The sequence below is a fragment of the Trichormus sp. NMC-1 genome (genome assembly GCF_001858025.1).
GTDB lineage: Bacteria > Cyanobacteriota > Cyanobacteriia > Cyanobacteriales > Nostocaceae > Anabaena.
Window position 1 is genome coordinate 264709 of record NZ_LZQD01000002.1, and the last position, 14593, is coordinate 279301.

General features: G+C 37.0%; 14 protein-coding genes. 7 read left to right on the plus strand and 7 right to left on the minus strand.

Features of this window, described 5'->3' with window-relative positions; genetic code table 11:
* Nucleotides 1-74: 74 nt before the first annotated feature.
* From A9Y75_RS08090 to A9Y75_RS08120, 7 genes are all read left to right on the plus strand, one after another.
* Nucleotides 75-323, plus strand: coding sequence for a hypothetical protein (locus A9Y75_RS08090; protein WP_071189056.1), 249 nt, complete (start codon nucleotides 75-77; stop codon nucleotides 321-323).
* A 651-nt stretch (nucleotides 324-974) separates the two neighbouring features.
* On the plus strand, nucleotides 975-1205 hold the full coding sequence (locus A9Y75_RS08095) for a hypothetical protein (protein WP_071189057.1): 231 nt from the start codon (nucleotides 975-977) through the stop codon (nucleotides 1203-1205).
* Nucleotides 1206-1258: 53 nt separating this feature from the next.
* Nucleotides 1259-1489 (plus strand): hypothetical protein, encoded by a 231-nt coding sequence (locus A9Y75_RS08100; RefSeq protein ID WP_071189058.1) that lies wholly within the window; start codon nucleotides 1259-1261, stop codon nucleotides 1487-1489.
* A gap of 154 nt (nucleotides 1490-1643) precedes the next feature.
* Entirely contained in the window at nucleotides 1644-1859 is a 216-nt protein-coding gene (locus tag A9Y75_RS08105) for a hypothetical protein (RefSeq protein ID WP_071189059.1), read from the plus strand.
* Between the two features lie 171 nt (nucleotides 1860-2030).
* Nucleotides 2031-3197, plus strand: coding sequence for a phosphotransferase (locus A9Y75_RS08110; RefSeq protein WP_071189060.1), 1167 nt, complete (start codon nucleotides 2031-2033; stop codon nucleotides 3195-3197).
* Nucleotides 3198-3222: 25 nt separating this feature from the next.
* Nucleotides 3223-4320: a T3SS effector HopA1 family protein gene (locus tag A9Y75_RS08115; protein ID WP_071189061.1), complete on the plus strand. Its 1098-nt coding sequence runs from the start codon at nucleotides 3223-3225 to the stop codon at nucleotides 4318-4320.
* A gap of 111 nt (nucleotides 4321-4431) precedes the next feature.
* On the plus strand, nucleotides 4432-4731 hold the full coding sequence (locus tag A9Y75_RS08120) for a HetP family heterocyst commitment protein (protein ID WP_071189062.1): 300 nt from the start codon (nucleotides 4432-4434) through the stop codon (nucleotides 4729-4731).
* A 154-nt stretch (nucleotides 4732-4885) separates the two neighbouring features.
* Here A9Y75_RS08120 and A9Y75_RS08125 read toward each other — a convergent pair whose 3' ends face one another.
* From A9Y75_RS08125 to A9Y75_RS08150, 7 genes are all read right to left on the minus strand, one after another.
* Nucleotides 4886-5671 carry a peptidylprolyl isomerase gene (locus A9Y75_RS08125; protein WP_071189063.1) on the minus strand — a complete coding sequence of 262 codons (786 nt, stop codon included), beginning with the start codon at nucleotides 5669-5671 and terminating at the stop codon, nucleotides 4886-4888.
* 412 nt (nucleotides 5672-6083) lie between these two features.
* On the minus strand, nucleotides 6084-7607 hold the full coding sequence (locus tag A9Y75_RS08130) for an HlyD family efflux transporter periplasmic adaptor subunit (protein WP_071189064.1): 1524 nt from the start codon (nucleotides 7605-7607) through the stop codon (nucleotides 6084-6086).
* Nucleotides 7608-7823: 216 nt separating this feature from the next.
* The gene (locus A9Y75_RS08135; RefSeq protein WP_071189065.1) at nucleotides 7824-10874 is read right to left on the minus strand and encodes an ABC transporter transmembrane domain-containing protein; all 3051 of its coding nucleotides are present in this window, start codon (nucleotides 10872-10874) and stop codon (nucleotides 7824-7826) included.
* 18 nt (nucleotides 10875-10892) lie between these two features.
* On the minus strand, nucleotides 10893-11495 hold the full coding sequence (locus tag A9Y75_RS08140) for a helix-turn-helix domain-containing protein (RefSeq protein ID WP_071189066.1): 603 nt from the start codon (nucleotides 11493-11495) through the stop codon (nucleotides 10893-10895).
* A gap of 250 nt (nucleotides 11496-11745) precedes the next feature.
* The gene (locus tag A9Y75_RS27415; protein WP_143046380.1) at nucleotides 11746-12057 is read right to left on the minus strand and encodes a hypothetical protein; all 312 of its coding nucleotides are present in this window, start codon (nucleotides 12055-12057) and stop codon (nucleotides 11746-11748) included.
* A gap of 1176 nt (nucleotides 12058-13233) precedes the next feature.
* Nucleotides 13234-13617 carry a HetP family heterocyst commitment protein gene (locus tag A9Y75_RS08145; RefSeq protein ID WP_071189067.1) on the minus strand — a complete coding sequence of 128 codons (384 nt, stop codon included), beginning with the start codon at nucleotides 13615-13617 and terminating at the stop codon, nucleotides 13234-13236.
* A 268-nt stretch (nucleotides 13618-13885) separates the two neighbouring features.
* Nucleotides 13886-14482 carry a hypothetical protein gene (locus A9Y75_RS08150; RefSeq protein ID WP_071189068.1) on the minus strand — a complete coding sequence of 199 codons (597 nt, stop codon included), beginning with the start codon at nucleotides 14480-14482 and terminating at the stop codon, nucleotides 13886-13888.
* Nucleotides 14483-14593: the final 111 nt, after the last annotated feature.

Here is a 14593-nt window from a genome sequence, read left to right on the forward strand (position 1 = left end):
GAAAATATAAGAAGAGGATTTTAAAATTGTGGATTGATTCTATCCATACTAGTATTTTAGGAGGTGATTCAAGAATGGGCATACAAATTTATGACCTATACTCTAGCAGTGAAGTACAGCTTATTCATGACCTAACTGCTGCACAAATGAAGAATATCAATGGCGGTATCGCCTACAGAAGAGGCAGAAATAGGAGAACAAGTACAACAGATAGCAGTGAGCGTTCAGCACTACTGCAAGACGTAAATACTAGTGTGCAGAACTGGAGATTGGAACTCAATCAAACACTGGACAATTTGGGACAAACAGAATTAGAATTCTAACAAATTAGCTTGGTAATTAACCTCAAACATTCAAATCCCCGATTTCTTCAAGCAGTCGGGGATATTTTTTTTGTGTTGGCAATGATTAATATAAATTAGGGCTTGCTGATAGCGTGGCGTAAGCCATATAAATGTAAAACCTAGATAAATCAAGGGCTTCAGGGGTTAAAAAGGTTAAAAAGATGCCTACGGCACGCTACGCGAACAGCAAACCCTAATTTAGAGAATTCAGCCCTAATCTAATGTTCATATCAATTCACTTAATTAAAGCTATATATGAATCTCCCCGTCTCCCCGTTGCCGCATAATAGCGTCAGTCCATTTGTATCCACCTTAAAGTGAACTGGTATTAGTTCCACCCCATCATAAAAAACTATGAATCTATGTAGAAGCGTTGTATGCAACATCTTTTGATTCTGGACGATTTACCGAATATCATATCAGCCACAGGCAAACTGCAACAAAATATAAATAGATTATATAGTCATATTTCTAAGACATTAGATCATGATTAATGTCTAATCAACATAGCTCTAAGCCTTGATTTTCAAGATTTTTATCAATAAAAATAGAAGCATCGGTTAAGAAAACACAACCTTAACTGCCTACACAAGTTTCACGGACTGAAAACAAGTCTTTTAGGAGGAAATTATGGCAAGTATTAAACTGTCTGAATTGCAAGCAACTGGTTCTGAATTGTTCCAAGATTCCGAAAGCTTTCTCAACGAGATGAGCGATGTCAATTCCATCTACGGTGGATATTATGACAGCGGCGCGAGCGATATTTCCACATTCACAAAATTGGCTGAAGCCTTCGTTAATGTATATGCAATTGGTCATATTGCATATTTAGCTAAGTCCTATAGCGACAGCAAGTACTAATAGCTTTGTCGCTGACTTCAAATTACTGAAAACAAGTCTTTTAGGAGGAAATTATGGCAAGTATTAAACTGTCTGAATTGCAAGCAACTGGTTCTGAATTGTTCCAAGATTCCGAAAGCTTTCTCAACGAGATGAGCGATGTCAATTCCATCTACGGTGGATATTATGACAGCGATGTCAGCGATGTTTCCACATTAACAAAATTGGCTGAAGCCTTCGTTAATGTATATGGCATTGGTCATATTGCATACTTAGCTAAGTCCTACAGCGACAGCAAGTACTAATAGCTTTGTAGTTTACTACTGAGCTAGACGGCTCTCTTAGGATTAAAGGTAAATATAATTTATGTGAATAACATAAGTTTGCTGAATTACCAATAAACCAAGAGAGCCGCCTAAAAACAATCCCATTTTTGCCAAATAAAATAAAATAAAATAAATGGCACGAATCATCATTGCTGATCTGCATCCCCTCGATTCAGAAGTATTTCTTAATGAACTAACTAGTCTGGATTCTCAATCTGTATTTGGTGGTCAAGATAACTATCGTCCTCAAATTGCAGAAGTTGGTGTTAAGGCTCTGGAGTTTATTCTTGTGATTGCAGCTATCGATGCTATTTCGTTTCTAACAACTTCATTCATCAACAAAGATTAATATCAGATCATTTTATTATCTGTTGATTTACCTATACTATTGGGACCAAAAATGACCTAATGACCAACAAAATATGGAATACGATTGCGACTGGAATAGCCTCATGGTGTCTTTATAGTTGATTGACACAACAACAGCAATTTATCAATAGTTTCATCATCATTTGATCCTATGCCATTTATCTTAAGCTCTCAAAATGTTTTTAACTATCTCATTTCCCAAGGACTGTGTAATCAGCAAGAGCAGTCATTGAGTAAAATTGAGCTAAAACCTGCCAAAAACTTTAACTTATTAGTCAGCTTACCCGATGGTCGTCAACTTCTGGTGAAACAAGAACGTCTCAACCGAGAAGGTAAAACTCGTGGTGAGTTCTTCGACGAATGGCAAGTTCATAATTTTTGCCAGACATTCCCAGAAATTAGTCATCTGCGCTCATCTTTATCAGAAGCGATTCATTTTGATGCTGAAAATTCCATCATTGTTTTCAATTATCTCAATGACTATCGTGATCTGAGTGAATTTTATACTCAAGAAAATCTTTTTTCTACTGATATCTCTCGGTCAATTGGAGCGACTTTAGCATCAATTCATCGTTTAACTCTCAATCATCAAGACTATCGGGACTTCTTCCAAAAGACCGAGAATACAACTTCTAACTTGTCAGGAGAATTGAATAGAATTACACCAGAAGTATTTGGTATGGTTCCTGCTGATGGGTTGAAATTTTTTGCACTCTATCAACGTTACGATAATCTCGGAAAAGCGATCGCAAATTTGAGTGATGCTTTTACTCCTTGTTGTTTAACTCACAATGATCTCAAGCTGAACAATATTCTGATCTCCTTAAATTGGGAAACCATAATTGATCACCAATCACCCTTGAGTGACAGTATAATTCGCCTCATTGACTGGGAACGCGCTACTTGGGGAGATCCTGCTAGTGATTTAGGAGCAATAATTGCTAGTTACCTACAAATTTGGCTACACAGCATGGTAACTAGTAAAACGATACCGATTGAAGAGTCTTTACGTTTAGCGGCAATTCCCTTACAACTGCTACAACCTTCCCTCACATCTTTGGTAACTGCTTATTTGGCTAACTTCCCGGAAATTATAGAGCTTCGTCCTGATTTCTTGCCGCTAGTTGTACAATTCTGCGGGTTTTCCTTAATTAGGTCTATTCAAGCCCAACTGCAACATGAGAGAACTTTTGGTAATTCGGGTATCTGCATTCTCCAAGTGGCCAAGAGTTTATTGTGCCGTCCCCAACCATCTATCACCACCATTTTTGGGATGGAAATATCAGACTTAATTCCCACAAGCTTATCTCCAGCTTAAATCCACCCTAGACTCTAATAGACCCATGCAACTATTAAATTCCCTACATAGTCAACTTTCGGAATTGCCAGAGCCATTGCAGACATCGCTACAAGATATGGTGAATCAGATTACAATTGAATCCCACCACTGTATCAAGCATCCAGAGTACAAATCCTTAGAATTGCCAGAGTCAGTCGTCTCTCGTTTTGAGCAGTTACCGTTGGAGATGCAGCAACAGCATTTGAAGTTACAACTGCGTAATTTTCTATACAGTGCTTATTATAACGCCGCTTCAAAACCTAACATTGGCTCTGACTCTATAAAAACAAATGATAAATTGGAGCAAAATTTCGAAAATAACAGCTTATTCGGAGTAGATTTAGAATTTTATGATCGCTTACATACCAGGAACAAAAGCGAAGGCTACTGGAGTCATAACTGGCAGGTAGTCAGGGAAGAAACGGATAACACATTGGCAGTGCATAAGAATGGGTTAACATTGCACGTTGATCCCAACTTGCATGTGTTACCAACGAACCAAGAGGTAACTGTTGGCAAGTTTGTATCTATTAGAATGCCTAAGAATGTGGTACAAAACGGATTTTATATGGCGGTAGCTAATGCAGGCTCCCAAAATAATCATGAGATTACGCGAGTTTACTTTAATTTAACACCAGAAGGGGCGGCATCAGTTATGGAAAGTTTAACAGACCAACTAAATAAAATCCCGATTTCTTTTTCTTTTAAAGCGCTATATAATCCGTCCGATTATAGACGTTATGACTCAGCCGTGCTTTACTTTAATAAAAGCCAGTATAATGTAGTTCACCCAGTATTAGAAAGGGTCTATGCAGAAAATAAATCCTATTTTCTTGATCAAGTACCTTTGTTTACTAAGCCATTAGCACCAGGTTTATCTTGTGCTGAAGAACCAGACCAAAAATTTGGGGAACAAGAAAGTTTTGGTACAAATCGCTGTCAAATTATCGCTAATGGTTTAATTGCCGCTTGGCAGCAAGGTGATCATACTCCAGAAGGTCGCTTGGCATTCATTATCAAGCATTTTTCATTACAGAAAATTCAATTGCAACGTCCTTATCTCAATGCTAAATCTCAGGATATTTACACTCCCTTGTGGTAATTGAACTATATTAAATATGCTTGATTCATTTTAAGCATATTTAATGACATACCATAAATGTTGGCACTAAGTAGCATTGATAGTTTCAGTTCACATCAAAGAGGTAATGTTATGATTCAAGAAAATTTTGAGCAAAATAACCGACTAGATAAGATATTTAAACCTACACAATTTCAACAGATTATCAAAGCCATTATTTTGGGTAACTATTCTTGGGCTTGTGTTTTATTTCTTCATTTTTCAGGTTATGATCCTCTTGAATACATACCCTATGAAACCTACAATAACTTATTGAAAGAAAACTGTATTTTGGGTGATGATAATCATCGAACTAATGAAAAAAAAATGAAATTATCCAATATTAAATTAAGCTGGATTAAATTGAGTAAAGGTAAAAATAGCTCTAAATAAATTGTAGGCATTGGGTCATTTACAAAAACAGATTAACAAAGTTTTCTTCAATACCTGATAGTTATTAATATGCCGAGAATCTCTGCTTAATTAGTTAGAGATTCTCGGTTTTACGATTAATAACGACTCTTTTAAAAAAAATTAATTTTAGCTATTAGCTGGCCTCACTTAATATTTCTGAAGAAGATTGAGGAAGTGTTTCCTCTACTAGCTTGACTACAATTTCTAATGTTGTAATTTGTTGTTGTATCCAATTTGTAAATAAATCACCCATAATTTTTAGGCGCGTTTGTTCATTTAACTGTGGTTTAATAATTTCCTCAACCATAATTATATGCGCTCCTTTAGGTGTAATTATTGGCTTGAGAATTTGCGGTGGATTCGCAGCAAAAACTGCTGCGGCCATTTCTGGTCTAAAATCGCTACGTTGTTGAATACCTTGATATCCTCCTGCACGACGAAGTTCTGGATTTGGGATATATTGACGAGCAATTTCTTGGAAAGTTATTTCTCCTTCTTGTAGAGCATAAAATATTTCTAGAGCTAAATCTTCATCATCTAATATCACTTCATAGGTAGCGGCTCCAGTGTAATCTAGTTGATGAGCATAAAAAAATGGTTCAACTTTATCAGCAAATAAATGATTGGCTAATTTTGCAGATAGTAAATTAGTATGGGCTATTTCTTCAAAGTTATCCAAAGAAAGATAATATTTTTCTAACCATGCCCAGGTTTCCTCTGCTTTAATCAGTTTGTTAGCTAATCTCAGGCTATCTGCTGCCTGTTGTAATTCTTCTATTTCGATTTTAATACCTTCTTTGACAGCAGTATCAGCAATAATTTTTCTGGTAGCAATAGCTTCTAGCAAATTAGGAATTTGGCAAGAGATTTTGATATGGTAAAGAATATCTTCAGGAGAAACAATTACCAGCTTGGACATAATCTAATTCCTCCAATGATACTAATTTTTGTTTGTGAATTTTAACTTGCAATTTTGGCTAAATCTTGGCTAGGTAGTTTGAACAGGTAGAAACAATTCAAGTTATAGCAATTTGGTATTATTCTCTTAATTTTATATGGTAAACAAGAATTATTGAGGCATTTCAATAATATTAGATTTAATTAATTTATGAAAAAATATCTCTATCTCCTGATAGATAAAAAAGTTAATCAAACATGATGATATATTTTTGTGAGGAAAAAACTTTATCTGGGCAAAATCAACGAAAAAAATCTAGACTTATCAAAAATTTAAATGTTAACTGCTAACATTGCTATGTTAACAGTCAACAACCGCACCAATTAGGTGTATTAATCATCTACTTACTGAAGTTAGACTTAATGGCTAATTACTAAAGCTCTAGACCGTTCTTTTGTAGCTTTTTAAACGGGTCTAAGATAAAGTCAATAACTCGACGCTGACGAACAATTACTTCAGCAGTTGCTGTTTGACCAGGTGTTAAGAGGATGCGTTTGTTGCCAACTTGAATATAAGGTTTCTCCAAAGCAATTTCTACTTCATAAGTTTCTAGACGATTGGGGCTATTTTCCTGAATTTTTGAGTTAGGTGAAATCCAGTTAACGCGCCCTTGTACTACTCCATATTCTTGGAAAGGATAAGCATCAAACTTGATTTTAACTGGCATTCCCACCTTAACAAAACCACTTTGTTGGCTGGCCATTTGTGCTTTCAAGATTAAAGCGGCATTTTTGGGTGCAATTTGAGCTATCATTTGTCCGGGTTGAACAACAGATCCTGGCTTTTTGATAGGTAATTCAAAGATGATGCCATCAATAGGCGATCGCACTACTCTTTGTTGTAACTGCAACTGCAATGATGTAATCTGGCTCTTGGTTTGAGCAATTTCTGATTTAATAGTAGAAACTTGTGTTTGCAAGTCCTTAAACTGTTCCTGGTTTTTCAGTAATGTCAATTTACCTGCCTGAACCACGCTTTGATAGCTACTTTCCTGCTCTTGTAAGCGGAGTTTTGCCTGTTCAATATCTGACCTAGCTTGATTCATAATTGACTGATAGCGACTCAATTCTTCTTGTAAACGCAACTGAGTTTGTTTAATGTTAGCTTTTGCTTCTTCCTGCAAACGTTGGCTTTCTTCCGCAGCTTTTTCCAATTCTACAACTTTGGTTTGGGGAATTACACCTTGCTGTAAAAGTAGACGATAGCGTGAAACTTCTAAAAAATCTCGACTCAAACGACTTTTGGCTAACCTATGAGCAATTTGGTTAGAATTTATGCTTTGTTTTACTTGATCAACTTGAGCTAATTTTTCCACTTTTTGCCAATTATATGCACTCTGTTTAGCATCCACATTTTGCCGCGCCTGATTAAGTTGAGCTAATTTTTCTAATTGTTGAGACTGATTTTGTTGTTCTTGGATATTAATCGCCAGCAAAACCTGATTTTTGAGTAGTTCCAATTGTGTTTGGCGATTGACTAACCCTTCAAGCTTGGCTTGTGTTTGTTGCAATTCTGTTCGCAAAACATCAGATTCCATTTCCACTAAAACCTGTCCGGCTTTAACAGTTGAGCCTTCTTTAAAATTGACAGCGATAACACTACCAGTGACTGCACTATCTAGTTTTTGGGTTGCGCCTTTAGGTTCAATTCGTCCACTAGCATTTCCAGTTTCATCAACTTGGGCAAACATTGTCCAGGGTAAGGCTATTGCTGTAAAACTAATTAGCAAATACAGCATTGAGCGTGTCCAGGCTTTCGGTAAAGCATCTAATAATTCTTCGGTTCCATAAAACCAGTCCTTTGGTTTATCTGTTGTTTTTTGATCATGTGGAATAGCAGAAGATTGAGCCTGTCCGGATATGACAAAGGCTGATGAATTGTAAGTTGATTGTGGCATAATCAATTTTGGATTTTGGATTTTGGATTAGTTTAATAATGGCGGCTACAGAAAATATCCCAATTTAGTATGCGGACAAATTCCCAATTCAGACTAGAGTAAAAATGTTGCACATACAATAGAGACGTTATATGCAACGTCTCTACATTTGATTTATAGTCAGGTATAAATGGTTGATTTATGACTAATTAATTTCCAGGTAAATTACCTGATTTCTCAACCTGTTTGTGCCAGTTGTTGTTGATTGAGATAGAAATAATGACCTCTTTTGGCAATTAATGCTTCGTGAGTACCACTTTCAACTAAAACGCCGCGATCTAAAACTAAAATTAGGTCAGCATGGCGTACTGTAGAAAGGCGATGGGCAATAATCACACTTGTGCGTCCTTGCAGAATTTGTTTGAGGTTATTCTGAATAATTCGCTCAGATTCTGCATCAAGATGACTGGTAGCTTCATCTAATATTAAAAGGCGCGGATTTCCAAGTAAAGCACGGGCTATAGCTAGGCGTTGGCGTTGTCCCCCTGATAACATTCCCCCACCTTCACCAATTTGGGTTTCATAACCCATAGCCATGCGTTTAATAAACTCATCTGCACCTGCAAGCTGCGCTGCTTCAATGATTTCTTCAAGTCTGGCTTCGGGATGAGCAATGCTAATATTTTCTCGAATTGTGCCGCCAAACAAAAAGGTTTCTTGGTCAACAACTCCAATTTGCGATCGCAGCGATTGCAAAGAAATACTAGTCACATCTTGATTGTCAATTAACACTCTGCCATCTGTCGGTAGATATAAACCCAAAATCAGCTTAGAAAGAGTAGTTTTTCCTGAACCACTTCGCCCCACAACTGCTACAGTTTGCTCAGGTAAAATCTCAAAACTTAAATTTTCGAGGATGTTAATCTCGCTTTCGGGATGATAACGGAAAGTCACATTATCAAAACAAATACGTCCGCGTAAACTCGGTAAAATCTGGCGGGTTTGGGTTGATAAATCTTCTTCTGGTTCAGCTTCTAAAACATCATTAATTCGCTCCGTAGAAACTATTACTTCTTGGACTTGATTCCAAAGTACAATTAGTCTTTGAAAAGGCTGAATAATGTTACCTAGCAACATATTAAAAGCCACTAATTGCCCAATTGTTAATTGGTTTTGAATAACTAACCAAGCTCCAAACCATAATAATACTGTACTCGCTATGGATTGAATAGTAGAACTAAGAATTTGCAGTTGATTACTAATTACTTGACCACTAAAGGTTTTCTTCGTCAAATTATTCAGTAATTCTTCCCACCGCCAACGGACTGTTTGTTCAATCGCCATTGAGCGAATAGAAGAAATCCCTGATAGGCTTTGAATCAAGTAACTATTTTCTTTTGTTACTGCCGTAAAAACCTCACGGCTAATGCGGCGCAAAAAAGGTGTAGCTACTAATGCTAGTAACACAAAAGGTGGGACAATGGCTAAGGTCATCCAAGCCATAGGTGGACTGTACCAAAACATCAATCCCACATAAATAAACACAGTCAGCAAATCTAAAACAATAGATAATGCTTCCCCAGTTAAAAAACGCTGAATTTTTTGATTTTCTTGAACACGAGAAACAATATCGCCAACATAACGAGACTCAAAGAATGACAGAGGTAGGCGAAATGTATGTTTAATAAAACCTACCAACAATGCTACACTAATCCGGTTAGCTGTGTGGTCTAGTAAATATTGTCTGAGTCCATTGATGACAACACGGAATAAGCCAAAAATTAGCAACCCAAAGCCAACTGTGTTTAAAGTAATGGTGCTACCCTGGACAATTACTCGGTCTAATAATAGTTGAGTAAATAAAGGTGTCACCAGTCCAAAGATTTGAATTAATACCGAAGCCACAAATACTTCTAGAAGTACTTGGGAGTGAGGTTTAACTAAATCAAATAACTGCCAAAAGGTTGTATTAGATTCTGGGGTTTCTTTGAGTGAGTTTGTCGGTTGTAATAACAACGCATAACCTGTCCAACCGGCTTTGAATTCGCTAATAGTTAGGTTTCGTTGACCGATAGCGGGATCAGCTACAATTACCCGTTTTTTGGTAATTTCATAGACGACAATGTAATGTTTACCTTCCCAATGTGCGATCGCTGGTAGGGGTTGTTGTGCTAATTTATCTAAACTGGCTTTTACCGGACGAGTAGCAAAACCAACACTTTCAGCCGCTGTAGTTAAACTTCCCATTGATGCACCCGCACGGTTAACATTGGCAAGTTCCCGCAAGCGGTTAATACTGAAGTTTTTACCCCAATAGCGACTAATCATCACTAAGCAAGCTGCACCACAGTCAGAAGCACTTTGTTGCTCAAAAAATGGGTAACGTTTGCTAATTTTGCGCCACCAATTTCCCGCAGTAACGGTGGGACTGGGAAAGTAGGTTTGGCGTTTTTTCGGCTGTGGTTGCGTCTGGATCGTTGCTTGGGGAAATTGAATTAAATTGCGGTTTTTGGTTGGAATTTCCCGCTTTGGTGGCTTGGGAATGGGAATTTCTAGAGGCTGTGAAGTGTCAATTAATTCTGCTAATTGTGGCCAGTGTTTTAGCGCCGCTATCCAGTGATCATGACGTAAAATGTAAGCGATCGCAGGTTGCGTTGCTTGCCAACTTCCTTGTTGGGAATTGACAAACATAGTACCTGGTGTGAGTACTTGTCCTTGAGAATGCTGTAGTTCGCCTTGACGCACGAGCAACAGCTTAATATCTTTGGTAATTTTGGCGTTTAGAGAACCAGTTTCTAAATTTTGCCTTTCAAATAAAGACAGTGCTTTTAACATCTCCTCTACTGATTCATGGCGGGGTAAAGCAGTGTTTTGGCACAATAACAGCAATGTATCCCAAAGTTCAGCCTTAATCAGCAAGTTATCGCTGACACTGGGAAACTTCTGAATTACCTCTTGGGGAAGATAACCCACCTTTAAATTAACAGAAGCTCTGGCCACATAGGAACTAAATTCCTGTTCGGAAAATAAAGTCAATTCTCCAAATGATGACCCAGATCCAAGGGTGGTAATTAAATTATTGAAACCATCTAACAGCCGAACTTTACCTGTCAGCACAAGATAAATTCCTGGTGCTGCTGTTGTAGATTGCCAAAACTGCTTGGCTATTGGTGGTTCAATAATTTCTAATGCTTGAACACAATATTCAAGTTCTTGTTGTGATAGCGACTCACCCAAACTGTGGGTAATTTTTTCAACTAATTGTGACTGAGAAAACGCTGATGGCATTTCCTTACCTCCAAAACACTAATAGTTATTGGTCTGAATCAAATTAAATGACCAATTGAAACTAGGTTCAGAGCTAGATTGCAAATCGCCAATTTTGATACCAGCATCCTGAGTTTGAGCATTTTTTGGTGGATGGGAACTTTTACGTTTAGTCGAAAGTCCCATTTGTTTAAGTAAGCGGTTAATGTGGCGATCGCTAATTTCAATTCCCAATTCATTCGCTAAATGTTTACTTAACCATTGAGCCGTCCAGTAACCAAAAGCATAGCCATATTCACGCGGACTATTACTGACTAATTCTTTCAATCGTTCGATATATTGATGATTAACAGTCTTTGGTCTACCTATCGGTCGCTCGTTCCATTTATGTGCCATACCAGCCTCAGCTATGCCTATCCAGTACCGCGCCATCTCATGAGAACAACTGATAATTTCACAGATATGAGATTGAGATTTACCCATATCTGCTAACAACATAATTTCAATTCGTCGCCGATATTCGGGTTGTATATTAGATTGCAAGTTTTTCAACAGCGCCTTTCGCTGAAAAGGTGTTAAAAACTTGCTCTCGTGTGCATCGTAAATATCAAATGCGTTGTTTTGACTCGAAGAAAATGACATAATTCTTACCAGTTGCCGTCTATTATTGTGAAATTTGGGCAAGTTTATCCCTGACATCTGTTGCTAACATCCAGATGCAAAATTAATTAGCCAATTACGGCTAACCAAATATTTATGACATGATTTGCAATTCAGACTTTCAGTTTTCCTCCCTAGCTTGCTGAAAATCCAGGCGAGTATTTCGCCATTTGATCAAATTTTTAACCATTAATATCTGACATTAAAAATCCTAGCTTGGGAGAAATTTTCATCAAACATCCTCATGCAAATCATGTAATTTTGGGTTTTTCCTATCCTCCAAAATTTCTGGAGTAGAAAGTTTGTAAGCAGTGGTAAGCATCCTTGAACAATATGTAGCCAGATAACTGTTTTCTATTAAACAGCTATATTTGCTAACACACCTAAAACAGTAAAAAGCAATAATTTCTAGCCTTTTTAAATACCTACAGCAGTTTGCGTAGTTAGGAGGTACAAAATCTAAATTTAACCCTATACACAAAGCCAGTTTTACTCCTGACTCCTGACTCCTGACTCCTGAATTCTGCTGTAACGCAACCACCATCTTATGTTGTCAAGCCATTTGCCCTTAGTTGATATTCACAGTAATACAATTTGGAGCCTGCTGGTAGCTCTAATTGTGAGGATGTTATTGAACACTGCGATGCAGGTTCATATATGAACATCCCAATATTTAGGTAAGAGGTAAAACCTGTTTTAAGGATTGAAGCCTAAAAGTAGCTAAGATCAGGCGAGGAAGTAATCTATTTCTTACACTAGCTTAAGGCTAGTATTTTCTCATCAGCAGATTGTCATAAATCTGAAATTTTACACAAGAGAACTTTTAAGAAAAAGCTACATTTCCTCACTGTTTATCTTTATCTACTATGATTCATTTCCAAATTTTCCTACATCTTCGCCTGGAGTTTATCTAAAAAATAAAATCTTTATTGGATCTTCACGAAGACTTTATATTAAATTTATATTTAAAAATAATATTAATTGCTTATACAATAGCGCAATTTTTATAATATTTTATTTTATTTTATTTTATTTTATTTTTTACAAATTTTTTACAAACAACTGAGTATTTTTATAGGATGGCTATAATTTTTACAAAAAAAATAAAAAGAAGCTGTTCAAAGTTGCCAGCTTCTATTACTCACTATATAAATTGCCAGTTTATACAGCGAAAATAATCCTGTTTGGGAATAATAGGATTACAAAATTGGAAACAGAAGCGTAATAGCTAATAATTCCTACCAACCATAAACGTGATTTCACAGTAACTTTTCAATTTTCTAGCCTACTTTTGGCACTAAAGTTTTGAAAAGTCAAACCCAATAGAGTAGAAGAAGTTCTCTAGCTATGTTAAGTTTTCACTGGGGGAAGCCACTACCCCAATTTCTTATTGCTCAGACTTCCTAGAAAAAAGAACCACCAGTAGTTACTGTTAATCAGTCTTGGTGTAAAAGTTATCTAATCCATGAGTAACTGATTGCTGAAACAGTCAGTGTTACATATTTCATGCTTAGAGATAAGCATTGATTTTATTGGTAAAAGTGGAGCTTTTAGCCATTCACTTCTTTTCGGTTGTTATTTCTAATTTATAGGATGTTACTATTCTATATTTGCCATTTTGGCAAATTTTTACACTGATGTATTGTAGAGACATTCCCTAAGAACATCTCTACAGTACCGGTTACTGACTTTATTCAATCTACAATTCTTTCTGAGCAAGCTATGCTGACCGCTTCTCTCTGTGGCTACCACGTACTTCTGCTTTTTGCTTACCACCCACTTCCAAATAAGCTAAATCTTTAATTTTGCTCAAACAGCTAGGTGCAAGATGACTATCAGACCTTTTCTCGGTTGCTTGTGTGGCAATTTTAAGATTGTCATTGTGCTGTGCAGTTGACCTACTCATGCGGGAATTTTCTTTGAGAAGTCGGTTATAAGTGCGGTAAGGAATGTAATGCAGAGGATTGTAACCAACAAACCGCAGCATTAAAACACAAGCCCAGGAATACTTACCAGCTAGAATTGCTTCTATTACTTGATCGAATTGTTCGGGTTGGATTTTCTTATCTAAGTTGCTACTATTGCCAGAAATATCTTGATTCATGGTACGTGTTAGTTTTTTTGAAGGTAATAAACTAGTTCAGTTTCTTCGAGCTTTATTGTGTCAATTGCTGTTTTGCAACTGCAATACTAGTCCACCACACCAACTTTGATGGGTTCACAACAGAAAAAAAGTTATATTCTCCCCATGCTTGCCTTCACCCAGCAATTGTGGTTTGGTTGAGTACTAGCTTTGAAACAGTTGTTGAATTAATTACAGGAATATATTGGTAATGGATTTGTGGCGAATGTTGAAAAAATAGATAATCTTTTCAACAGGCACATCCAGAAAGTTTTCCAGTTCTAAGCAGTTGCCTTAACTTCCAGTTATCAGCGCTATCTATAAAACTTCTGTGTTGTTTTCGCTGCATCTGGATACTATGGAACTGAGTTTTAGTTTTAGCAATTTTGACTGCTATCTGGGTAGTTTTCTGTGTGTTCAGGAGAAGCTTCAATATACTAACTTTCAAAGCTAACGCTCTTTGGGCGGCTTGTTCGACTCTAGCTATCATCACCCGGAAAGTTTGAGCCGTTAAAGCTGTGATTTGCTTTTCTTGGGTATGACTGACTTGTGCAATCTTTCCTGTACATACCCACATCACAACCGTGAGCCAAAAATTTAAGCTCCTCCACCACACTAAATCCAGAAGGGCTGAAAGTGCCTCAGTCTGAAAGGATGTAGACCTGTTACCTGTTTTATTAATTGCTATATCACTACTTTTCGATATGGCTGATAAAGTTACCCTTTGTGAAAGTATGGGACTTTCATAAATGGCTACCTGACGAGGATGCAAATCATAGTGCTTTTTCCCTAAGTTACCTCGTTGGTTTGATGTTTCGACTGCATTTGACCTGATGATTTTTTTCATTGCGCTGACCTGTGATTGAAAACCTGACTGTTTTTAATCAAGTCTGTTTGCTACTTTGCCGTATTGACCCTGTTTCTCTGTGCAGTTTTGTAGATGTTACCTAGTGGTAGG

Bases quoted from the DNA above. Each gene is read 5' to 3' on its own strand.
- A9Y75_RS08090 (WP_071189056.1), top strand. From the start codon at position 75: ATGGGCATACAAATTTATGACCTATACTCTAGCAGTGAAGTACAGCTT.
- A9Y75_RS08095 (WP_071189057.1), top strand. From the start codon at position 975: ATGGCAAGTATTAAACTGTCTGAATTGCAAGCAACTGGTTCTGAATTG.
- A9Y75_RS08100 (WP_071189058.1), top strand. From the start codon at position 1,259: ATGGCAAGTATTAAACTGTCTGAATTGCAAGCAACTGGTTCTGAATTG.
- A9Y75_RS08105 (WP_071189059.1), top strand. From the start codon at position 1,644: ATGGCACGAATCATCATTGCTGATCTGCATCCCCTCGATTCAGAAGTA.
- A9Y75_RS08110 (WP_071189060.1), top strand. From the start codon at position 2,031: ATGCCATTTATCTTAAGCTCTCAAAATGTTTTTAACTATCTCATTTCC.
- A9Y75_RS08115 (WP_071189061.1), top strand. From the start codon at position 3,223: ATGCAACTATTAAATTCCCTACATAGTCAACTTTCGGAATTGCCAGAG.
- A9Y75_RS08120 (WP_071189062.1), top strand. From the start codon at position 4,432: ATGATTCAAGAAAATTTTGAGCAAAATAACCGACTAGATAAGATATTT.
- A9Y75_RS08125 (WP_071189063.1), bottom strand. From the start codon at position 5,671: ATGTCCAAGCTGGTAATTGTTTCTCCTGAAGATATTCTTTACCATATC.
- A9Y75_RS08130 (WP_071189064.1), bottom strand. From the start codon at position 7,607: ATGCCACAATCAACTTACAATTCATCAGCCTTTGTCATATCCGGACAG.
- A9Y75_RS08135 (WP_071189065.1), bottom strand. From the start codon at position 10,874: ATGCCATCAGCGTTTTCTCAGTCACAATTAGTTGAAAAAATTACCCAC.
- A9Y75_RS08140 (WP_071189066.1), bottom strand. From the start codon at position 11,495: ATGTCATTTTCTTCGAGTCAAAACAACGCATTTGATATTTACGATGCA.
- A9Y75_RS27415 (WP_143046380.1), bottom strand. From the start codon at position 12,057: ATGGTGGTTGCGTTACAGCAGAATTCAGGAGTCAGGAGTCAGGAGTCA.
- A9Y75_RS08145 (WP_071189067.1), bottom strand. From the start codon at position 13,617: ATGAATCAAGATATTTCTGGCAATAGTAGCAACTTAGATAAGAAAATC.
- A9Y75_RS08150 (WP_071189068.1), bottom strand. From the start codon at position 14,482: ATGAAAAAAATCATCAGGTCAAATGCAGTCGAAACATCAAACCAACGA.